This is a genomic window from Cellulosimicrobium sp. PMB13 (assembly GCF_051294865.1).
Classification (GTDB): Bacteria; Actinomycetota; Actinomycetes; order Actinomycetales; family Cellulomonadaceae; genus Cellulosimicrobium.
Genome location: NZ_CP145910.1, coordinates 1,159,449 through 1,179,373, shown reverse-complemented (window position 1 = coordinate 1,179,373; position 19,925 = coordinate 1,159,449). Strand labels below are relative to the sequence as shown.

Here is a 19,925-nt window from a genome sequence, read left to right as displayed (position 1 = left end):
CGGGTCATCTCCGTTCCTGGGTGTCCGGCACGGCGACGGTCGGGGTGACGACGAGCACGGTGCCGTCGACCTCGCACCACGCCGGGCCCCCCGTGGACGTCTCGGGCACGGGCACGGGCTCGGACGAGGGCGAGGCGTCCGGCGGCCCGGGGCACGGCGGCACGGGCTCGGCGGCCGGGTCGGACGCGGACGGGTCGGACGCGGACGGGTCGGACGCGGACGGGTCGGACGCGGACGGGTCGGACGCGGACGCGTCCACGACCCGGGGCGTCGTCAGGGGCAGCGGGTCCCCGCTCGTGACGCGCAGCCACCGCTCGCCCCGCACGTCGTTGCGCACGACGAGGACGGGGACGCTCAGCCGACCGTCCGGACCGACGCGGTACGGGCCCGACGCGGACGTGATGCCCGTGGACCACGTGAGCACCGCGTCCTCGCCGGGCGGGAAGTCCTCGCCGTAGGCGAGCACGACGTCACCCGGTGCGGCCACGGCGGGCAGGACCCGCAGCCACGGCTGGACCACCTCGAGACCCGCGGACGTCGTCGCCGACGTCGGCGCCGGTGACGGCACGGGCGACGTCAGCGGCGCGAACGGGTCCGGTGTGCCGGTACGGCCCGTGACCGTCACGGCCACCGTGCCCTGCTCGGCCGGGCCGACGGGCTCGAGGGCGGACACGACCGTGACCTCCGCCCCCGGTGCCAGGTCGGCGACCGGACAGGTCCCCCACGCGCCCAGGCACTCCGCGCCGCCCGGCAGGCCGGTCGGCCCGGTGTCCGCCGGCGCCTCCGACGGCGCGTCCGTCCGCCCCGTGCCCGACGGCGACATCCCCACGGGGTGCTCCGCCACGAGCACGACGTCCGTCGCCGTCGCCGTGCCCGTGTTGCGCACCGTGACGGTGACGTCCACGGCGTGACCGCCCACCCACGCGCGCGGTGCCGAGACGGCGAGCTCGACGGAGAGGTCGACGTCGCCGCCGGGCACCGGATCGGGGTCGGTGACGGAGAGCAAGACGGTCCGGACGTTGTCCTCGACGTCGATCTCGGGGCCCGGGTTCACCACCGCGCCCACGACGTCGAGCACGCCCGACCTCTCGGCGACCACCGGGACCACGACCCGGGTCTCGGCGCCGGGCCCGAGGCTCCGTGCCGTGCACGTCACGACCGTCGAGCCGGCCCCGGTCCCGGGCTCCGCCACGCAGCCGGGCGGCAGGTCCCCGGGCCGGAGCCCGGGAGGCAGCACCAGCACGACCGTCGGCGCCGCTGCCGTCCCACCGGTGTTCGTGACCGTCGCGGTCACCGTCGTCGCCGTGCCGAGGTCCAGCCGGACCGGGTCGGCCGTCAACCGCAGAGACAGGTCCCCGACGGGCTGCACGTCCGGCTCCGTGAGGGTGGCCGGCAGGTCGAGGACGGCGCGCAGCCCGGACCCGTCCGGCGCGACCGCGTACAGGTCGCGGTCGTCGGGCCGCCCGGCCGGCTGACCGCTGAACACGACCTCCGTGCCGTCGGTCGACCACGCGGGCCCGTCGGACAGGGCGACGCGGGCGCGGCTGGCCGTCGGGGCGAGCGTCGGCCCGGGCTCGGGCTCGGCGGAGCCCTCCCGGACGGGCGGCTGCGTCGTGCGGACCAGCGCCGAGTGGTCGAAGCCGGTCAGCGCGCTCAGACCCACGACCACGGGGACGTCGTCCGCGGGGTCCCCGTCGGTCAGGTCGGCGGGCTCGACGTCCAGCACGGAGATGCCGCCCGGCGCGACCTCGACCCCACCGATCCGCAGGTCGACCACCGCCAGGCGTGTCCCGTCCGGCGACCACGCCGGCTCGCGGCCCTGCACCTGCTCCGCGGCGACCTCGCACACGTCGTCCTCGCTGTAGCGCCAGCAGTCGTCGACCACGTCGACGGTCAACGGGGTCCACGTGCGCGACGCGGTCCGGAGCACGCCGAGGTACGGCGTGACGTCGTCCTCGTCGTCGACCCGTCCGGCCTCGGCGACGAGCCACTCGCCGTCCGGCGACCACGAGGGGTGCAGCGGGGCCCACCTTCCGCTCCCGTCGTCGCGGGTCCAGTCCTCGGTGCCGGTCCCGACGTCCACCCACCCGACGCCGACGCTCTCCTCCGACCCGCTGATGCCCGAGTACGCCACCCGGGACCCGTCGGGCGACCAGTCCGGGTTCGCGAGCCCGTACAGGCCCCGCGGCACGAGGGTGGAGACGACGCGCGTCGCGGGGTCGACCACCGCGATCTCGCGGGGCGCGGTCTCCCAGCCGTCCGGCGGCGTCCCGGGAAGGAGGGCGCCGAACGCCAGCCGCGACCCGTCGGGCGCGTACGCCGGCCCGGCGTCGTCGAGCCGCGCTGCGGACCCAGGACCTCCGGTCAGCTGCCGCACCCGGGCGTCACCGGTCCCGGAGGACGCGACCGCGGGCGCGTCCGCGACGACCCGCGACGCGGACCGCTCCGTGAACCGGAGCCGCGCGCTGCCGAGCACCATCTCCTCCTCGGAGAAGAACCCGCCCTGCAGGGGCCGGACCGACACCCAGTCGGGGTGCGACGCACCCGCCCCGGGGTCCGGGACGGGCCACGCCCCGTCGACCGCCGGCGCGCCGCCCAGCCCCCGCAGGAGCGCGACCCAGACCGACGTCCGTCCCGAGCCCTCGTCGGTCGCGGTGTAGGCGAGGAGCACCGCGGGACCCGTGTCGTCCAGCCGCACGATCCGCGCCCTGGGCTCGCGCCCGACGGCCGGACCGTCGGCGACCCCGTCGGCGTCGGCCCAGGGGTCGGACACGGCACCCGGCCCCACGGAGCCTCCCGGGCTCCAGAAGTACGGCAGCGAGAACGACGCGACGGATCCGCCGGGACGGAACCGGGTGGTCGTGAACAGGACGAGCGTGCTGCCCTGCGCGTCCACGACGACGTCCGGCATGGTGTCCGCACCGGGGTCGTCCGTGAGCCGGACCGGTGGTCCCGTCGCCCGGGCGAGGGTCGTCACGGCGTCGGCCGAGCGTGCGGAGGTCCCGCCCTGCTCGACACCGACCGCGTACAGGTCGCCCAGCGGGTCGTCGCGCGTGCTCGAGAAGAACAGGCTCGCGTCGCCCGGGCCCCAGGCCGGCCACAGGTCCTCCGCGTCGGCGTCCGGCACCAGGGCGGTCGCGGCGTCGCCGGCGCACTCCGAGTCGGCGTCCGCGACGACGATCTCGGCGTCGCCGGACGCGTCGGTCGAGTAGGCGACGCGGGTCAGGTCCGACGACAGCACGGGGTGGGTCTCCTGCGCGGCGTCGCACGTCACCCGGATGATGTCCCACCCGGCCTCGGGGAGGTCCTCGGGAGCACCGGCCGGCGGGACGCGGACGTAGACGTCGGGGTCCTGCGTCTCGGCCCGTGTGCTGACGAACGCGTACGCCCGCGGGGCTGCCCCTCCCCCGTCGCCCTGGCCGGAGGACGACGACTCACCCTCGTGGCGGTGACCCGCCTCGACCTCCACCGAGTCGTCCAGCTCGGCCGCGTCGACGACGTACCCGGCGCTGCCGTTGAGCTCCAGCCCGAACGTCATGTCGGCCGTGGCGAGGCCGTCCGAGCCGAGGGAGAAGGCGACCCGCGGCTCCGCGGCGAGCGCGTCGGGGAGGTCCTCGGCCGCTGCGCGAAGGGCCGTGGGGTCCGCGGCGGCGGCACGCGGCGAGGAGCCGGCCGCGTCGTCGGGCACGAGCACGCCGGCACCGACGACGACTCCCACGACGGCGAGCAGCGCGACGCCCGTGGCGATCTTCCCCACCGCTCACCTCCCCGGCCCGGCGACGTCGACCGTGCGGTCCCGCCCACCGTGGACCGCGACCGGGCGTCGAGGGCACCCGCGCACGTCCCGCGGAACGTGCAGCGCGGTGTGCCCGATCGGGCACCGGGTGCGTCAGATCAGTCCCTCGCGCAGCGCGTACGCGACGGCGTGCACCCGGTTGCGGAGCTGGAGCCGGGAGGTGATGTCGTGCAGCACGTTCTTCACCGTCCGCTCCGAGTAGGCGAGGTGCCGCGCGACCTCGGCCGTGTCGAACCCGTCGGCGATGAGCCGCAGCACCTCGACCTCCCGGGTCGCGAGGCCCGCGAACGTGATGCCCCGCGGTTGCAGCACCTGGCGCTGGAGCGAGCCGACCTGGCCGAGCAGCTTGCCCAGCAGGTCCGGCGGCATGCTGCCCTCACCGCTCGCCGCGCCACGGATCACGGTGACCAGCCGCTCCGGGGTCGCCTCGCCGCGTCGCACCATGCCGACGACACCGGCCTCGACCGCCGCGACGACGTCCTTCTCGTCCAGGCGGCCCGCGACGAGCACCGCCCGTCCGCTCCCGCCGCGCTGGACGGTCCGCACGAGGCGCACGGCCTCGTCGTCGAGCTGGTCCGCGACGACCAGCGCGACCTCCGCGTCCAGCGGGTCCTCGTCGTGGCCCAGGACCCGCACCTCGGGTCGCGGGCGCAACGCGCTCACCACGCCCCCCTCGGAGATCGGGTCCTGCGCGCTCACCGACACCGTGATCCGTCCCATCGTCCCGCTCCCTGCCCGTCGTCACGCCGCCCTCCGGGCCGGCCCCGGCCCGGACGACCCAGTGTCCTCAGGTCGCTCTCCGGGCACTCATCAAGGACTCAACGGGCAGCCCGGGTGCCTCATCGGCCGCCCCTGCGGCGCTGCGTACCAGCTCTCCCGCGTCCTACGGTCGGGAGCATGGCAACGCTGGCCACCCTCGACGCGACGAGGATCGCGCTGACCCCCGGCGAGGAGGTCACGGTCCCCGTGACGGTGCGCAACACCGGCGCGATCGTCGAGGCGTACCAGATCGAGGTGCTCGGGGTCCCGGGAGACTGGACCGTCGTCGAGCCCGCGGTCATCGAGGGCCTCTACCCGGACACGGCCACGACGGCGACACTGACGTTCCGCGCACCGCGCAGCGCCGAGGTGCCCGCCGGAGACCTCCAGTTCGGGGTGCGCGTCATCCCGCTCGAGCACCCCGACGACGCGGTCGTGCCCGAGGGCGTCGTCGAGGTGCTGCCCTTCCTCGACACGACGGCCGAGCTCGTCCCCCGCACGACGCACGGCCGACGTGGAGCAAAGCACCAGGTGGCGGTGGACAACCGGGGGAACGCGCCGGTCTCGGTGCTCCTGGCCTGCGCCGACGGCACCGACGAGCTCACGTTCCGGGTCAAGGACCCTCTGCTCGTGGTGGCCGCGGGCACCGCCGCGTTCACCGACGTCCGGGTCCGGCCGCGCTCGACGAGCTGGCGCGGTCCCGACACGACGCTGCCGTTCGTCGTCCAGGTCGAGGCGGACAGCACCGTACCCGTCACGCTCGACGGATCCCACGTCCGGACCGCGATCCTCCCGAAGTGGTTCCTCAAGGCGCTGCTCGCGCTCCTCGCCCTCCTCGCGCTCCTCGTCGTGCTGTGGTTCACCCTGCTCAAGCCCGCGATCACGTCCGCCGCGCAGGCCGCGGTCGGCGACGACCTCACGCAGGCGCAGGAGGCGGCCGCCGCGGCGCAGGAGGCAGCGCAGGAGGCCGCCGGCGCGGCGCAGCAGGCGACGGGCGCGGCGTCGCAGGCCCAGGTGGCCGCGACCGAGGCCGGGACGACGCTCGCCGACACCGAGGAGGCCGTCGCCGAGTTCGTGCCCCCGTCCGGCACGTCGGTCCCCGTCCGGCAGCGTCTCGAGGTCGAGCCGGCCGGCGGGCAGACGGACGCCGTCCCCTTCGAGGTGCCCGAGGGCTCGACGCTCACGATCGACGACATCATCCTCTCGAACCCGCAGGGCGACTTCGGGCGGCTCACCGTCTCCCAGGACGACGAGGTGTTCCTCGACTTCGCCCTCGAGAACTTCCGCGACCTGGACTACCACTTCCAGTCGCCCCTCACCTTCGAGGCCGGTTCCGTCCTGACGATGGAGGTGACGTGCCGCCAGCCGGGCGCGCCGCTCGGGATGGACCCTCCGCCCACCGCGTGCGACACCTCGATGTACGTCGGCGGGACGATGTTCACCCCGGACGCAGCGGCCACCGAGAGCCCCGCCGGCGAGAGCCCGGCCACCGGCACGCAGCCCTGAGATGCCGACCGGACCCGCGGCGTGCGCCGGCGACCAGGTCGTGTGCCCGCTGTCCGACGGCCCCAAGCCGCACGTCGGCGGTCCCGTCACGCCGGCCGCGTGCGTGCCGACGGTGCTCGTCGGCGGGCGACCCGCCGCCGTCGCGAACGGCGCCGGCGTCGTGTGCGTGTCGCCCGCCCCGAACGGGATCGCGGTCGGCAGCCTGACGGTGCTGGTCGGCAACCTCCCCGCGGCGCGCGTGGGCGACACGACCGTCCACGGAGGGAAGGTCGTCGGTCCGGGTTGTCCCACGGTGATCGTCGGCGGCTGAGCCGGACGCCGCAGCGCGAGACGACGGCGGCAAGCCGCCGTGTGGCCGGGACGACCGGGTGGCAGGATGCCGGGTATGAGCTTCGTCGTCCGCGTCCTCGTCACCGCTCTCGCCATCTGGCTCACGAGCCTGTTCATCGACGACCACTTCCAGATCGTCGGCTCCGACACCGCCGGCGGGAAGCTCGTCATCATCCTCGTCGTCGCGCTGCTGTACTCCCTCGTCAACGCGGTCATCAAGCCGATCGTGCAGATCCTGTCGATCCCGCTGTACATCCTCACGCTCGGCCTGTTCTCGCTCGTCGTCAACGCGCTCATGCTCATGCTCACCGCGTGGATCACCGAGCAGACCGACTGGGGCATCCGCATCATCGGCGGGTTCTGGTGGGCGCTGCTCGCAGCCCTGATCATCGGCCTCATCAACTTCGCGGTCTCGGCCGTCGTGCCGAAGTCGAAGGACCGCTGACCGTCGCTGCTCACCGCACCTCCGACGACGGCTCCGCCGGCCCCGGCGCGACGACCGTGGCAGCACCAGACCCGCCGAGACCCAGAACGTCCGACGGGTCCGGCAGGAGGGGCCCGAACGGCGTCATCCGGTCCAGCACGGCCTCGGGATCGAGCTCCAGCGTGCCGCGGTAGTACACGACCTCCTCCCGCTGCCCGTCCAACGACGCCTCGAGCGCATCGAGGTGAGCCGTGAGCCCGGGGTGCCCGATGCCCTCCGCGTCGGTCAGCGTGTCCACGTGGTGCTCGACGCCGTGCGGGATCTCCTGCGTCTCGTTCCCCCTCAGCCAGTCGAGGTCGCGCGACACGGTCACCTGGTTCGCTGTCGCCGGGTTCGGCGTCCCGTCGAGGCCCGACACGCCCTCCTGACGGTTCTCGACGTGCGTCCCCAGCACGCCGGGCGGCAGCGGCGGCCCGCCGATCGGCGACCCTGCCGTCACCACGTGTGTCACGCGGTACCGCGGCGAGGCACCGGCAGAGCCCGCGGTCAGCGCGGCCACCGACGCGGCCACCATGCCACCCTGGCTGTGCCCCACGAGCACCACCTCGTCGTCGGCACCGACCTCGGCGCCCTCCAGCGCCGCGAGGACGAGGGCTGTGCTGTCGGCAACGCCGGTGCCGACCGTGCCGTCCGAGAGCTCGTCACCCTCCATGAGGTCGTAGTTGGACGTCATCGAGAACGCCGTGCCGATGCTGGACAACCCGAGCTGCGTGCCGGGGATCGTCACGACCCAGGTCGCGCGGCCGTCGTCGTGGACGATCTTCTCCAGCGCGATCGCCGAGTGGGGCAGCGGGTTGTCCTCGCCCACGCCGTAGACGGTGTCGACGCGGCGCAGCAGGTCCTGCGCCGTCCGCGGTGGCGGCATGAGCCCGGGCCCCGGGGACTGCTCCGGCCCGAGCCGCTCCACCCGGACGCGGTCGTGGAACAGTCCGCGCCAGCCCTCGGAGAGCAGCCGCAGCACGGAGGCGCCGTTCGCCACCGTCGGACGTTCGAAGAGGCCCCGGTCAGGGTCCAGCAGGCCGAGGAGCGCACCCGTCGAGGCGATGGCTCGCTCGTGCAGCGGCCCGCCCCCGGTGACGAGACGACCCCACGGCAGACCGTCCCCTGTGAGGACGCCCTCGAGGAACGCGACGTGGCCCGCCACGAGTGCGGCCTCCAGACCCACGAGCGGAATGTCTGCCACCCACCCGAGCGCCCGCCAGGCCTCGGCCTCCGCCCTGACGTAGGTCCCCGACGCCTTGAGCATGCGCACCTCGATGCTGTCCAGCAGTCGCTCCAGCTCGCCCAGCGCCACGTCCAGCACCTCGACGGCCCCGAGCGCCGCGTCGCGCTCGTGGGCGCTCGTGCTGCCGGGCGCCGCGACCGGGTGCGCGCTGAGCACCGGCCCCGTCCCGAACTCGCCGACGGTCGCGGCCCACCGCCACGGTGCCGACCGCAGGCTCTCGCACGCGTCGCGGCACCGTGCCCGCGCCGAGCGGACCAGGTCCGCCGCCGACCGGACGACTGCCGCCTGGCCGAGGATCTGCTCCGTGTCGACGGCGGTCACCGGCCCGCCCGTCACGACGATCGTCGCCGTGGGGTCGCCGGAGCCGCTCATCCGAGGCTCCGTGCGGCGGCGAGGGCCTGCTCGTGCTCCAGGTCGAGCGCGCGGACGTACCGGTCGGCAGCAGCGACCGCGTCGTCGACCAGCGGCCCCGCAGCGACGGCGAGCGCGACCGCGTCCTCGAGGGCCTGCCGGTAGCCGTCGGCGGCAGGCCCCGCCCAGTCCGAGGCCGGCGCGGCTCCCACGCGCCAGCGGGTGAACCCGACGTCCTCCCCGGCGGCGCGCAGCGCCGGGGTCGGGTCGACGAGCGGCCCGTACGGGGACACCTGGCAGGTCGGGGGCGCGTGGTCCGTGCTTCGCATGCACCGGAGACTAGGAAGGTCCCGGGCGCCGCTCCCGGAGTCCTGCCGAGGCTGTGGACGGGACCGTCGTTCCCGAGGCCTGTGCACGGCCAGGCGTCGCCCGTGGGGTCGATCGCCCGCTCCTGGCCATGTCCCGGCTCACGTCGCGGGCGACCGCCCCTCGGGAGGCGCGGACCGCCGTCGGGCACGCGTGGGAGAATCAGGGGCGTGCCCGAGAACCCTGCCGCAGCTGCCCCTGCCCGCACGTCCCTCGCCGACGTCACGCCGCCGATCGCGCTGGGACCGCTCGACGGCCGCTACCGCCGCACCGTCGCCCCGCTCGTGGACCACCTCAGCGAGGCCGCGCTCAACCGCGAGCGGGTCCACGTCGAGGTCGAGTGGCTGATCACTCTGTGCAACGGCGTCCCGGGCGTGACCGACGGTCCCGTGGTGCCGGGTGCCCCGCGTCTCTCGGACGCCGAGGTCGCGTACCTGCGCCAGGTCCCCGCGACGTTCGGTGCGGACGAGATCGCCGAGCTCGGCGCGATCGAGCGCGAGACGGTGCACGACGTCAAGGCCGTCGAGTATTTCGTCAAGCGCCGTCTCGCCGCCGCACCGGAGGCGCTCGGCGCGGACACCGTGCTCCCGGGCGCCGGTGAGCTCGTCCACTTCGCGTGCACGAGCGAGGACGTCAACAACCTGTCGTACGCGCTCATGGTGCGCGGCGCGGTCACGGACGTGTGGCTGCCCGCCGCGACCGCGCTCGTCGACCAGCTCGCGGACATGGCGCGCGAGCTCGCGGCCGTGCCCCTGCTCTCTCGCACCCACGGCCAGCCCGCCACGCCGACGACGCTCGGCAAGGAGGTCGCCGTCCTCGCGCACCGGCTGCGCCGTCAGCTCCGGCGGATCGAGAGCGCCGAGTACCTCGGCAAGCTCAACGGCGCGACGGGCACGTACGGCGCGCACACGGTCGCCGTCCCCGGCGTCGACTGGCCCGCGGTCTCGCGCGCGTTCGTCGAGGGTCTTGGCCTGACCTGGAACCCGCTCACCACGCAGATCGAGTCGCACGACTGGCAGGCCGAGCTGTACGCCGACGTCGCGCGCTTCAACCGCGTCCTCCACAACCTGTCGACGGACGTGTGGACGTACATCTCGCTCGGGTTCTTCACGCAGATCCCCGTGCCCGGCGCGACCGGCTCGTCGACCATGCCGCACAAGGTGAACCCCATCCGGTTCGAGAACGCCGAGGCGAACCTCGAGATCTCGTGCGCGCTGCTCGACACGCTCGGCGCGACGCTCGTCACCTCGCGCCTCCAGCGCGACCTCACGGACTCGACCACGCAGCGCAACATCGGCCCCGCGTTCGGCCACTCGCTCCTCGCGATCGACAACGTGCGCCGCGGCCTCACGGCCCTCGCCGCGAACGCCGACCTCATGGCGGCCGACCTCGACGAGAACTGGGAGGTGCTCGGCGAGCCGATCCAGTCCGCGATGCGCGCCGCGTCGGTCGCGGGCGTGCCCGGCATGGAGAACCCCTACGAGCGCCTCAAGGACCTCACGCGCGGCCAGCGGGTCGACGCGGCCCGTCTCCGCGAGTTCGTCGCCGGCCTCGGCCTGCCCGACGACGTCGCGCACCGCCTCTCCGACCTCACCCCCGCGACGTACACAGGCCTGGCGGAGCGCCTCGTGGCCGACTACCTGGCCTGACCGCCGCGCGCCGAACACGGGATCAGCCACCGGATCGTCCTGGATCCGGTGGCTGATCCCGTTCTCGACGGTGGCCGACCGCGTGCTCGTCGGTGGGCGGCCCGGCTGGGCCGCGGGTGCCCGACGGCGCGGCGTCAGACGGCGGTCGGCTCGCCGGGGCGTCGCTTGCGCGGGTCCGCGACCCCGCCCGTCGCGGCGAGCAGGGCGCGGTGCGAGGCCCGGGCGTCCTGCAGCTCGTCGAGCCGGTTGACGACCCACCGGGTGGCCGCCGTCGCGCCGAGCGAGACCCCGAGCAGCGCAAGGACGTTCCCGAGGTCGACGCTCTCTATCTGGAAGCTCCCCGACCAGAAGAACGGCTCGCGGCCGAGGAGCAGAGCGGTGGCGACTCCGGTGAGCACGGGGACCGACTGGCGTGTGCGATCCCACAGGAGCAAGGCACCGAGCACGACGAACGTTGGGCGGAGCAGGTCCTGGAGCATCCAGGAGACGTTCCCCACGGTGATCCAGTTCGCCCAGAGACTCGCACCGGTCGGCGCGGTGAGAGCGTGGAGGCTGACCGCGACGGCGGCCGAACACATCGTCACGGCGACGGTGCGAAGCGTCATCACGCGCACATCCAGGCGCGCGCGGTCAGCGACGACGAGCGCGAAGGCGGCGAGAGCGACGACCCAGCCTGCGCTCACGTACGCCAGGTACACCCGCTCGGCAGAGACGAGGCCCCCGACCGCGACGGCTCCGGCGATCGTCGCGGCGACGGCGAGCGCCGCCCCCGTCCTCGAGAGTCCGACGGCGAGCGCGCCGACGCAGAGCCCCCACGCAAGCCACGCGGGGGCGAGCGGGACCGAGATCAGGGCGTTCACCCCGACCCAGAACGGTTCGTCCGCGATCCGCAGGGCCTCGTGACGACTCTCGCTGCCGAGGAACAGCATCGCGGCGGACAGCTCACGCGCGGCCTGGACCGCGAGCAGAAGCATGAGCACGACGAGCAGCAGCGCGCTCCCGTCGCGGCGCTGCCGCGCCGTCGAGCCGAGCGGGGCGAACAGCCATTCGCGGACCGCGGCACGGAGCAGGTCCCACCGCTCGGCCCGTGACGGGCGTGTCTGGCCGGGCGCCGCGCCGTCGAGCAGGTGACCGAGCATCTCCGCCTCGTGCGCGCGGCGGTACGTGTACGGGAAGAGCCGCACCAGGCGCCGGTAGTCCCGGACGAGGACCGGGGCGGCGGGCAGTGGCTCGGCGTGCGACGCCGTCGGACCCGGACTGCCCGGGCCCGGAGCGGCCGACACCTGAGCGGCCGGGCCCGGAGCGGTGCCTCGGGGATCGACGCCGCTCATGCCGGCACCACCCCGCCGTCGGCGCGCCCGGAGACGCCACCGGCCCCGGGACGCGCCGAGGCGCGGGGACCGGCGGGGCCGGCCGCGCGCCGTCGGGCACCGAGACGTTCGAGCGCCCGGCGCGCCTGCGCCTCGGCGCGCCTGGCCTCGGCGTCGAGGCGTTCGCCACCCTCGGTGGTGAGGCGGTAGTACCGGCGCAGCCGCGAGTCGACGACCTCCTCGTGGTCGACCTCGACGAGACCGGCGGCGACGAGCCGGTCGATCGCGCCGTAGAGCGTCCCGGCGCGCAGCGTGATGCGACCGTCTGAGCTGGACGCGACGTCCTGCGCGATGCCGTAGCCGTGCAGGGGCTCGCGCGCGAGCGCGGACAGGATGAGGAACGCGGGTTCCTGGAGGGGCTTCGATGCCATGTCGGCAAACATACCTTCGTGACAAGACTATGGATCCTCGACACACCGCAGCGGCCCGCGGCCGAGAACGGGGTTGTCCACCGGATCCCGCCGCATTCGGTGGCCGACCCCGTGGTCGGCGGTGGCTTACCCCGTGCTCGGCGACGCGACACGACGGGGCACGACGGGGCACGCCGATCCGAAACGTTTCGGCTCTAGGGGGTCGCTCCGCGCCCGCCTACGGTGGCGACGTCCTGACCCCGAGGCGACGGAGCCTTGATCATGAGACCCACCCTTCACGCGACCCGGCGCGGCTCGCGGACGACGACGCTCGCGACCGTGGCCGCGACCGTCACCGCGCTCGCTGCCACGGCGGTGATCGGCACGACCCTCGCGAGCAGCGCCGCTGCCGCGCCCGGCGCGTGCGCCGTGGACTACCGCGTCACGAGCTCGTGGAACGGCGGCTTCCAGGCCGACGTGACGGTCACCAACCTCGGTTCCGCGCGCTCCGGCTGGGATCTCGCGTGGGACGTCCCCGCCGGCGAGGGGATCAGTCAGCTCTGGAACGGCGCTCTCACCCGCGACGGCGGCCACGTCACGGTCGGCGACGTGGGCTGGAACGGGCAGCTCGCCACCGGCGGCAGCGCGTCCTTCGGCTTCGTGGGCACGGCCGTGTCGGCCCCGGTCGTGCCCACGAACTTCACGCTCGACGGCGTCGCGTGCGGCGACGACGGCCCGCCCGACCCCACCGACGAGCCCACGGAGGAACCGACCGAGGAGCCCACGGAGCAGCCGGGCGACGTCACGTTCCACGTCGACGAGACGTCCCAGGCCTGGGAGGCGTGGCAGTCCGCGTCGGGCGCCGACAAGGACCTGCTCGCAAAGATCGCGCTCACGCCGCAGTCGACGTGGGTCACGGACCCGGACGCCCAGGTGTCGCGCGCCAAGGTCGCGGCGTACACCGGCGCGGCCGCCGCCGAGGGCGCGACGCCGCTGCTGACGATCTACGCGATCCCGGGCCGCGACTGCGGCTCGCACTCGGGCGGCGGCACCGCCGAGGCGGCGTACCGGAGCTGGGTGCAGACCGTGGCGTCGGGGATCGTCGGCGAGCCGTGGGTGGTCCTCGAGCCGGACGCTCTCGCCCAGCTCGGCGACTGCTCCGGACAGGGCGACCGCGTCGGGATGCTGCGCGACGCGGCCCGCATCCTCACGGACGCCGGCGCCCGGGTCTACCTCGACGCCGGCCACTCGGCCTGGCTCAGCCCGTCCGTGGCCGCGGCGCGGATCCAGCAGATCGGCCTCGACGACGCGGTCGGGTTCGCGCTCAACACGTCGAACTACCGCACGACGGCCGAGTCCCGCGCCTACGGCGAGCAGGTCTCGGCGATCCTCGGGGGTGCACCGTTCGTCGTGGACACGTCGCGCAACGGCAACGGCTCCAACGGCGAGTGGTGCAACCCGCGCGGCCGGGCGCTCGGCGAGCGGCCGACCTCGGTCGACGACTCGACGCACCTCGACGCCCTCCTGTGGGTCAAGCTCCCCGGCGAGAGCGACGGGTCGTGCAACGGCGGCCCGCCGGCCGGGCAGTGGTGGCAGGACGTCGCGCTCGAGCTGGCGCGCAACGCGGCCTGGTAGCGCGCACCGGTCGGCTGTCTGGCGACTCACAGGTCCCTGCGCGACGCTCGGAGGATGCACCGCCGGAACCGCCACCTCGTCACCCTGACCGCCACCGCCGCCGCGACGGCGCTCGTCGCGAGCGCCTGCACCGGCCCTGAGGAGGGCCGCGACCCGTCTCCTTCGCCGTCCGCCCCGACGGCGGAGGAGACGGCCGGCCAGGACGCGCCGCCCGCGGTGCACCGGTTCCGATCGACGGATCTCGTCGCGCCCGTCCTGCCCGTGACGCGCGGCCCGGCGGCGCCGGCCGAGGACGACGACGCGCTGTACGTCCTCGCCCCGAAGCGGACCGAGGCGCCGAAGAAGGGGCCGCTGTTCGTCGACGCCGACGGCGAGCCGGTGTGGATCGCCCCCGAGGACACCGCGGCGTACGACGTCCGGGTCCAGGAGCTCGACGGCGAGCCGGTCATCACGTACTACGTCGGACAGTCGGACTTCGTCGGGCACGGGTTCGGCGACATCGTGGTGCTGGACGCGTCGTACACGGAGATCGCGCGCGTGACGACGGGCGGCGACGTCGGTCCGGGCAACGCCGACATGCACGACGCGACGATCACCCCCGAGGGGACGATGCTCCTGCTCGCCTACGTCGCGGAGCCCACGGACCTCACGGACGTGGGGGGCGACGAGGACGGCTGGGCGTGGGAGAACGTGGTGCAGGAGGTCGACGTCGAGACGGGCGAGGTCCTGTTCGAGTGGCGCGCGTCGGACCACGTCGAGCTGACCGACACGAAGGCCGCCCCCGACGCCGACCCGGACGCCCCGAAGGGCTCCGAGGACGACCCGTTCGACTGGTTCCACGTCAACAGCGCCACCCTCACGCCGGACGGCGACCTCCTCCTGTCGGCGCGCAACACGCACGCCGTCTACCGGGTCGACCGCGAGACGGGCGAGGTCGAGTGGGTGCTCGGCGGCACGTCGAGCGACTTCGCCATGGACGGCGACGACGACGGCACGGGCGCGCAGTTCGCGTGGCAGCACGACGCGCAGCTGCACGACGACGGCACGCTCACGCTGTTCGACAACCAGGCGGACCCGCCCGTGGGCGAGCGCTCGCGCGGCCTGCGGCTCGACCTCGACACGGACGCGATGACCGCGACCGTCGCGCAGGAGTGGCTGCCCTCCGACCCCACGCTGCTCGCCGGGAGCCAGGGCAACCTCCAGGTGCTCGAGGACGGGAACGTGGTGATCGGCTGGGGCGATGCCCGGCTCACGAGCGAGTACACCGCGGACGGGACGCTCGTCCGGGAGATGCCGATCGAGGCGGGCGAGTCGTACCGCGCCTACCGGTTCGACGGCTGGGTGGGCGCGCCCGCGGACCCGCCGGCCGTGGTCGTCGACGGCGGGACGGCGTACGCGAGCTGGAACGGCGCGACGGAGGTCGCGTCGTGGCGCCTCGTCGCCGGGCCGTCCGCGCAGGACGTCGAGACGGTCGCCGAGGCGCCGCGCGACGGCTTCGAGACGGCGCTGGCCCCCGTGCCCGACGGCGCGGCGTACGTGGCGGTGGAGGCGCTCGGCGCGGACGGGGCGGTGCTGGGCACGGGGGTGGCGTCGACCGGCGAGGCCGGTTGACAGAAACCTTCACAGAGTGTCGTCACTGTGAAAGTATCTTCCACACAGGCTCGTCCGACCGGAGGATCACAGCAATGACGCTCAACGCCCCCACTCCTGCACCGCCGACCTCGGAACGCGCCGGCGTCGGCCGTCGCCAGTTCCTCACGCTCGCGACCGCCGGCGTCGCGGCGAGCACCCTCACCGTGACGGTCGGCTCCCTCGCGCCGGCCGCCGCGCTCACCGCACCCGCCGGCACCACCCGCGCCGCGACGTCGGGCACGACGCTCCGCAAGCGCGAGCTGCGCGCCATGTGGATCTCGAGCGTCGTCAACATCGACTGGCCCTCCGCCGCGGGCCTCCCCGCCGACCAGCAGCAGGCCGAGCTCCTGCACTGGCTCGACGTCGCGCGGGACTTCCGCCTCAACGCCGTGTTCGTCCAGGTGCGCCCCACCGCGGACGCGTTCTGGCCGAGCCCCCACGAGCCGTGGTCGCAGTACCTCACCGGCACGCAGGGCCAGGACCCCGGCTACGACCCGCTCGCGTTCGTCGTCGAGAAGGCGCACGAGCGCAACCTCGAGATCCATGCCTGGTACAACCCGTACCGCGTCTCCATGCAGGCCGACCTGTCCCGGCTCGTGCCCGAGCACCCGGCGCGGCAGCACCCGGAATGGGTCTGGGCGTACGGCGGCAAACTGTACTTCGACCCGGGCGTCCCCGCGGCGCAGGAGCACATCCAGACCGCGATCCTGCACAGCGTCGAGCACTACGACCTCGACGGCGTGCACTTCGACGACTACTTCTACCCGTACGCCGTCGCGGGCCAGACGATCCCCGACGCGCACACGTTCGCGACGTACGGCGAGGGGTTCACGACGGTCGAGGACTGGCGCCGGCACAACGTCGACGAGTTCGTGCGCAGCATCTCCGAGCGCATCAAGGCGACGAAGCCGTGGGTCAAGTTCGGCATCAGCCCCTTCGGCATCTGGCGCAACAGGGCCACGGACCCGCGGGGCTCCGAGACGGGCGGCTCGCAGTCCTACGACATGCAGTTCGCCGACACGCGCCGGTGGGTCCTCGAGGGCTGGCTCGACTACGTCAACCCGCAGATCTACTGGCAGTTCGGGCTCACCGTCGCCGACTACGCGAAGCTCGTCCCATGGTGGGCCGACGTCGCGGCGCAGTCCGGCACGCACCTGTACATCGGCGAGGCGCTGTACAAGGTGACGTCGGGCGTCTTCACGGACCCGGCGGAGCTCTCGAACCACGTCACGTTCTGCCACGAGCAGGACGACCCGGTCCACGGGAACGTCTACTTCTCGGCGAAGCACGTCCCCGCGGACCCGCAGGGATCCATGTCGCGCGTGCGCGCCGACCACTACCGCCACCCCGCGATCGTCCCCGCGATGCCCCACCTGCCCGCGACCCGCGTCCGCGTCCCGGTGCTGGCGAGCGCCCGGCGGACCGACGGCGGCGTCGCGCTGCACTGGAACGACACGGGCTCGCGCCGGACGGCGGCGACGTCGTTCGCCGTCTATCGTGTCGACGGCGACGCGCGGACGATCGACGTGGAGGACCCCACGCACCTCCTCGCGACCGTCCGCAGCAGCGGGCACGTGGTCCAGCACTGGACCGACGCGACCGCCGTCGCGGGCACGACGTACACGTACGCGGTCACCGCCCTCGATCGCGTGTGGAACGAGTCCCGGCCGAGCCACGTCCGCTCGGTCTGACGATCTCCGCCCCCGGCCTCGTCGGCGGGGGCGGCTCCTCCTCGCCGGAACTGGGGCCGCGCGAGGAGGGCCTCCGACGGCGCGTGGTCGCGCTGGGTGCACCACGCGCCGTCGGGCAGGGTCCCGCGGACCCGACGCCGAACCCCGTCCGCGGGGATGGCACGATCGCCCGTGACGCTCGACGACCTCGCCCCGGCCCCCGACTCCCCGAGACCCGCACCTCTGCGCACCGTGGGGTGGGTGCACGTCCGCGACGGCCGGCTGCTCGCGGTGCGGACGACGGGCAAGGACCGGTTCTTCATGCCGGGCGGCAAGGTCGAGCCCGGCGAGCTCGCCTGGATCACCCCCGCCGACGCGCACCGCGTCCCGCCCGCGGGCCGCATCGTCCTCGACCGCCTCGCCGACCTCCTCGCCGGCTGAACGCTGGCCGGCTCGCACCGCTCGTCGTACCGTCGCGCTGTGGACGCCGCGACAGCTCCCGACGGGTACCTCGCCGCGACGCTGCCCGTGCTGGACCTCGCCCTCGCGTCCGTGCGCGCGGTGCAGGAGGTGGCAGCGCGGGCGGGCGGGCGCGAGCCGGGACCTGCGCCCGATCCCGAGCGCGTCGCCGCGGCGTTCACGAGCGACCGGCTGCTGCGGCTCGACGGCGCGCCGGTGGACGGGTTCGCCCCGCTGTCCGGCTTCTTCCGCACCGCCGACGGCTGGGTGCGCACGCACGCCAACTACCCGCACCACCGCGCGCGCCTGCTCCACCTCCTGGCACTGCCCGACGACACCACGCGGGACGCCCTCGTCGGACGCCTCGCCGACCGGTCGGCCCAGGACGTCGAGGACGGCGCGGCAGACGTCGGCGCGATCGCGGTGCGCGTACGCACGGAGGCCGAGTGGCGGACGTCGGACGGCCGCGGGGCGGGCTCCGCGGACCCGGTCCGCTCGCGCGTGCGCGACGACGCCAGGCCTGGCCGGCCGCTCGCGCCCGGTCCCCGGCCGCTCGCCGACGTCCGGGTGCTCGACCTCACGCGCGTCATCGCCGGTCCGGTCGCGACGCGCACGCTCGCGCTGCTCGGGGCGGACGTGCTGCGCGTCGACCCGCCGCGCCCGCCGGAGATCGGCTGGCAGCACCTGGACACGGGGCAGGGCAAGCGGTCGGCGCTGCTCGACCTGCGCGAGCGCGTCGACCTGGCGCGCGCGCAGGACCTGCTCGACCGCGCGGACGTGCTCGTCACCGGGTACCGGCCCGGCGCCGTCGAGCGGCTGGGCCTGCGTCCGCCGGCGGGCGCGGTCGTCGCGCGCGTCGCCGCGTGGGACGACGGACCGTGGGCACGGCGGCGAGGGTTCGACTCGATCGTCCAGGCCGCGAGCGGGATCGCGCTCGTCGAGGGCTCGCGCGACGGCACGACGGGTCCGCCGGGCGAGGCGACGCCGGGCGCTCTCCCGGCCCAGGCCCTCGACCACGCGACCGGGTACCTCGTCGCGGCGGCCGTCGTGGCGGCGCTCGCCGACCGCGCGGCGGACGGGCGCGGCCGCGACGTCGACGGCGCGCTGGCCCGCACCGCGACCGCGCTGCTCGGCGCGCCCGGGCGCGACCCCGCGCACGACGTGCCGCGCGCGCCCGGGGCGCGGTGCGTCGTCGGGCACGAGGTACGGGTGGACGGGCGACCGACGGCCCTCGAGACCACCCGCCCGGCGCTCGACCACCTCGGGCCCGACGCCGTGGACGACTACCCGGCCCCGGCGCGCGCCTGGGGGACGGACGAGGCGAGGTGGCGGTCGTGAGCACCCCCGTCCCGGCCGAGGTCGCGGTGCACCTGCGCCGGGCGCGCGACCACATGGACGCCCGCTTCACCGAGCGGCTGACGCTCGCCGACGTCGCGGCCGTCGCGGGGTACTCGTCGTACCACTTCGCGCGGGAGTTCTCGCGCGCCTTCGGCGCCAGCCCGATCGCCTACCTCGCGGCGCGGCGCGTCGAGCGCGCCAAGGACCTGCTGCGCTCCGCGAACCTCACGGTGACGGAGGTGTGCCACGCCGTCGGCTTCACGAGCCTCGGGACGTTCTCGGCACGGTTCACGGAGATCGTCGGGGCGTCCCCCACCGCGTACCGCGCAGAGCACGTGCGGCGTGGCGGGCCGCCACCGGTCCCGGGGTGCTTCGCCCTCGCGTGGGGTCTGCCGCGGTCGGGCGGGACCGGGACCGGGGCCGGGACCGCACGATCGGAGAAGCCTCGGGACGTGGTCGCGCCGTAGCGTCGAGGGACAGGCGGCCGCCCGGCCGCGACCGACGTGCGGCGGACCGCCGCGAGAGGAGCGACCCGTGCTCACGCTGTCCCACACGACCGTCTACGTGCTCGACCAGGACTCGGCGAAGGAGTTCTACACGAACGTGCTCGGGCTCGAGCTCCGCGACGACATCTCCATGGGCGCCGAGTTCGAAGGTGCGGGTGCCGGTTTCCGGTGGCTCACCGTCGGGCCCACGGGCGACCCGACGCGCACGATCATCCTCTCCGACTGCGCGATGGGTCGGGACCCGGCGTCCGCCGAGCAGCTCCGCTCCCTCGTGGCCCAGGGCACGATGGGCGTCGGAGTCCTGGAGACCGACGACTGCGAGAGGGCCTACCGGGAGCTGAGCGCACGCGGGGTGACCTTCCGCCAGCCGCCCGCCCGCCGCCCGTACGGCGTCGAGGCGGTGCTCGTCGACGACTCGGGCAACTGGTTCAGCCTGACCGAACGGGTCGCCGTCGACGCCTGAGGTGGTCGCGACGACTCACGGGTACATCTCCCCTGC

17 protein-coding genes are annotated in these 19,925 nt (G+C 74.8%); 11 read left to right on the top strand and 6 right to left on the bottom strand.

The window, feature by feature from the left end; genetic code table 11:
* Positions 1 to 4: 4 nt before the first annotated feature.
* Both V5D56_RS05560 and V5D56_RS05555 read right to left on the bottom strand, forming a co-directional pair.
* The gene (locus tag V5D56_RS05560; RefSeq protein ID WP_435738059.1) at positions 5 to 3,757 is read right to left on the bottom strand and encodes a hypothetical protein; all 3,753 of its coding nucleotides are present in this window, start codon (positions 3,755 to 3,757) and stop codon (positions 5 to 7) included.
* Positions 3,758 to 3,889: 132 nt separating this feature from the next.
* Positions 3,890 to 4,516 (bottom strand): LuxR C-terminal-related transcriptional regulator, encoded by a 627-nt coding sequence (locus tag V5D56_RS05555; protein WP_435738058.1) that lies wholly within the window; start codon positions 4,514 to 4,516, stop codon positions 3,890 to 3,892.
* Between the two features lie 177 nt (positions 4,517 to 4,693).
* Between V5D56_RS05555 and V5D56_RS05550 the strand changes: the two genes are divergently transcribed.
* The 3 genes from V5D56_RS05550 to V5D56_RS05540 all read left to right on the top strand — a co-directional run bounded on the left by V5D56_RS05550 (position 4,694) and on the right by V5D56_RS05540 (position 6,836).
* A complete protein-coding gene (locus V5D56_RS05550; protein WP_435738057.1) occupies positions 4,694 to 6,061 on the top strand; it encodes a COG1470 family protein in 1,368 nt (455 codons plus the stop codon).
* Position 6,062: 1 nt separating this feature from the next.
* Positions 6,063 to 6,371 (top strand): PAAR domain-containing protein, encoded by a 309-nt coding sequence (locus V5D56_RS05545; protein ID WP_435738056.1) that lies wholly within the window; start codon positions 6,063 to 6,065, stop codon positions 6,369 to 6,371.
* 75 nt (positions 6,372 to 6,446) lie between these two features.
* Positions 6,447 to 6,836: a phage holin family protein gene (locus tag V5D56_RS05540; RefSeq protein WP_435738055.1), complete on the top strand. Its 390-nt coding sequence runs from the start codon at positions 6,447 to 6,449 to the stop codon at positions 6,834 to 6,836.
* Positions 6,837 to 6,846: 10 nt separating this feature from the next.
* Here the strand turns inward: V5D56_RS05540 and V5D56_RS05535 are convergent, their stop codons facing one another.
* Together V5D56_RS05535 and V5D56_RS05530 are read right to left on the bottom strand one after the other, a co-directional pair.
* Positions 6,847 to 8,472, bottom strand: a complete 1,626-nt coding sequence (locus tag V5D56_RS05535; protein ID WP_435738054.1) for a hypothetical protein — start codon at positions 8,470 to 8,472, stop codon at positions 6,847 to 6,849.
* On the bottom strand, positions 8,469 to 8,780 hold the full coding sequence (locus V5D56_RS05530) for a hypothetical protein (protein WP_435738053.1): 312 nt from the start codon (positions 8,778 to 8,780) through the stop codon (positions 8,469 to 8,471). The genes V5D56_RS05535 and V5D56_RS05530 overlap by 4 nt, the downstream gene beginning before the upstream one ends.
* A gap of 207 nt (positions 8,781 to 8,987) precedes the next feature.
* Here V5D56_RS05530 and purB point away from each other — a divergent pair, with 207 nt between their 5' ends.
* Complete coding sequence (gene purB, locus V5D56_RS05525) at positions 8,988 to 10,466, top strand: adenylosuccinate lyase (RefSeq protein WP_435738052.1); 1,479 nt, start codon at positions 8,988 to 8,990, stop codon at positions 10,464 to 10,466.
* Between the two features lie 134 nt (positions 10,467 to 10,600).
* Here purB and V5D56_RS05520 read toward each other — a convergent pair whose 3' ends face one another.
* Positions 10,601 to 11,797: a hypothetical protein gene (locus V5D56_RS05520; RefSeq protein WP_435738051.1), complete on the bottom strand. Its 1,197-nt coding sequence runs from the start codon at positions 11,795 to 11,797 to the stop codon at positions 10,601 to 10,603.
* The gene (locus V5D56_RS05515; protein WP_435738050.1) at positions 11,794 to 12,207 is read right to left on the bottom strand and encodes a PadR family transcriptional regulator; all 414 of its coding nucleotides are present in this window, start codon (positions 12,205 to 12,207) and stop codon (positions 11,794 to 11,796) included. The genes V5D56_RS05520 and V5D56_RS05515 overlap by 4 nt, the downstream gene beginning before the upstream one ends.
* Positions 12,208 to 12,468: 261 nt before the next feature.
* Between V5D56_RS05515 and V5D56_RS05510 the strand changes: the two genes are divergently transcribed.
* The 7 genes from V5D56_RS05510 (at position 12,469) to V5D56_RS05480 (ending at position 19,889) form a co-directional block, all read left to right on the top strand.
* Positions 12,469 to 13,821: a glycoside hydrolase family 6 protein gene (locus V5D56_RS05510; protein ID WP_435738049.1), complete on the top strand. Its 1,353-nt coding sequence runs from the start codon at positions 12,469 to 12,471 to the stop codon at positions 13,819 to 13,821.
* Positions 13,822 to 13,875: 54 nt separating this feature from the next.
* Entirely contained in the window at positions 13,876 to 15,432 is a 1,557-nt protein-coding gene (locus V5D56_RS05505) for an arylsulfotransferase family protein (protein WP_435738048.1), read from the top strand.
* A gap of 74 nt (positions 15,433 to 15,506) precedes the next feature.
* Positions 15,507 to 17,144: a family 10 glycosylhydrolase gene (locus tag V5D56_RS05500; protein ID WP_435738047.1), complete on the top strand. Its 1,638-nt coding sequence runs from the start codon at positions 15,507 to 15,509 to the stop codon at positions 17,142 to 17,144.
* Positions 17,145 to 17,315: 171 nt separating this feature from the next.
* Positions 17,316 to 17,564 (top strand): hypothetical protein, encoded by a 249-nt coding sequence (locus V5D56_RS05495; protein ID WP_435738046.1) that lies wholly within the window; start codon positions 17,316 to 17,318, stop codon positions 17,562 to 17,564.
* Positions 17,565 to 17,603: 39 nt separating this feature from the next.
* The gene (locus V5D56_RS05490; protein ID WP_435738045.1) at positions 17,604 to 18,920 is read left to right on the top strand and encodes a CoA transferase; all 1,317 of its coding nucleotides are present in this window, start codon (positions 17,604 to 17,606) and stop codon (positions 18,918 to 18,920) included.
* The gene (locus tag V5D56_RS05485) at positions 18,917 to 19,387 is read left to right on the top strand and encodes a helix-turn-helix transcriptional regulator (RefSeq protein WP_435738044.1); all 471 of its coding nucleotides are present in this window, start codon (positions 18,917 to 18,919) and stop codon (positions 19,385 to 19,387) included. The genes V5D56_RS05490 and V5D56_RS05485 overlap by 4 nt, the downstream gene beginning before the upstream one ends.
* A 67-nt stretch (positions 19,388 to 19,454) precedes the next feature.
* A complete protein-coding gene (locus V5D56_RS05480) occupies positions 19,455 to 19,889 on the top strand; it encodes a VOC family protein (protein ID WP_435738043.1) in 435 nt (144 codons plus the stop codon).
* The last annotated feature ends 36 nt before the right edge of the window (positions 19,890 to 19,925 follow it).

Coding starts and splice junctions, on each gene's coding strand:
- V5D56_RS05520 (WP_435738051.1), bottom strand. CDS start 11,797: ATGAGCGGCGTCGATCCCCGAGGCACCGCTCCGGGCCCGGCCGCTCAG.
- V5D56_RS05550 (WP_435738057.1), top strand. CDS start 4,694: ATGGCAACGCTGGCCACCCTCGACGCGACGAGGATCGCGCTGACCCCC.
- V5D56_RS05530 (WP_435738053.1), bottom strand. CDS start 8,780: ATGCGAAGCACGGACCACGCGCCCCCGACCTGCCAGGTGTCCCCGTAC.
- V5D56_RS05515 (WP_435738050.1), bottom strand. CDS start 12,207: ATGGCATCGAAGCCCCTCCAGGAACCCGCGTTCCTCATCCTGTCCGCG.
- V5D56_RS05540 (WP_435738055.1), top strand. CDS start 6,447: ATGAGCTTCGTCGTCCGCGTCCTCGTCACCGCTCTCGCCATCTGGCTC.
- V5D56_RS05545 (WP_435738056.1), top strand. CDS start 6,063: ATGCCGACCGGACCCGCGGCGTGCGCCGGCGACCAGGTCGTGTGCCCG.
- V5D56_RS05505 (WP_435738048.1), top strand. CDS start 13,876: ATGCACCGCCGGAACCGCCACCTCGTCACCCTGACCGCCACCGCCGCC.
- V5D56_RS05510 (WP_435738049.1), top strand. CDS start 12,469: ATGAGACCCACCCTTCACGCGACCCGGCGCGGCTCGCGGACGACGACG.
- V5D56_RS05535 (WP_435738054.1), bottom strand. CDS start 8,472: ATGAGCGGCTCCGGCGACCCCACGGCGACGATCGTCGTGACGGGCGGG.
- V5D56_RS05500 (WP_435738047.1), top strand. CDS start 15,507: ATGACGCTCAACGCCCCCACTCCTGCACCGCCGACCTCGGAACGCGCC.
- V5D56_RS05555 (WP_435738058.1), bottom strand. CDS start 4,516: ATGGGACGGATCACGGTGTCGGTGAGCGCGCAGGACCCGATCTCCGAG.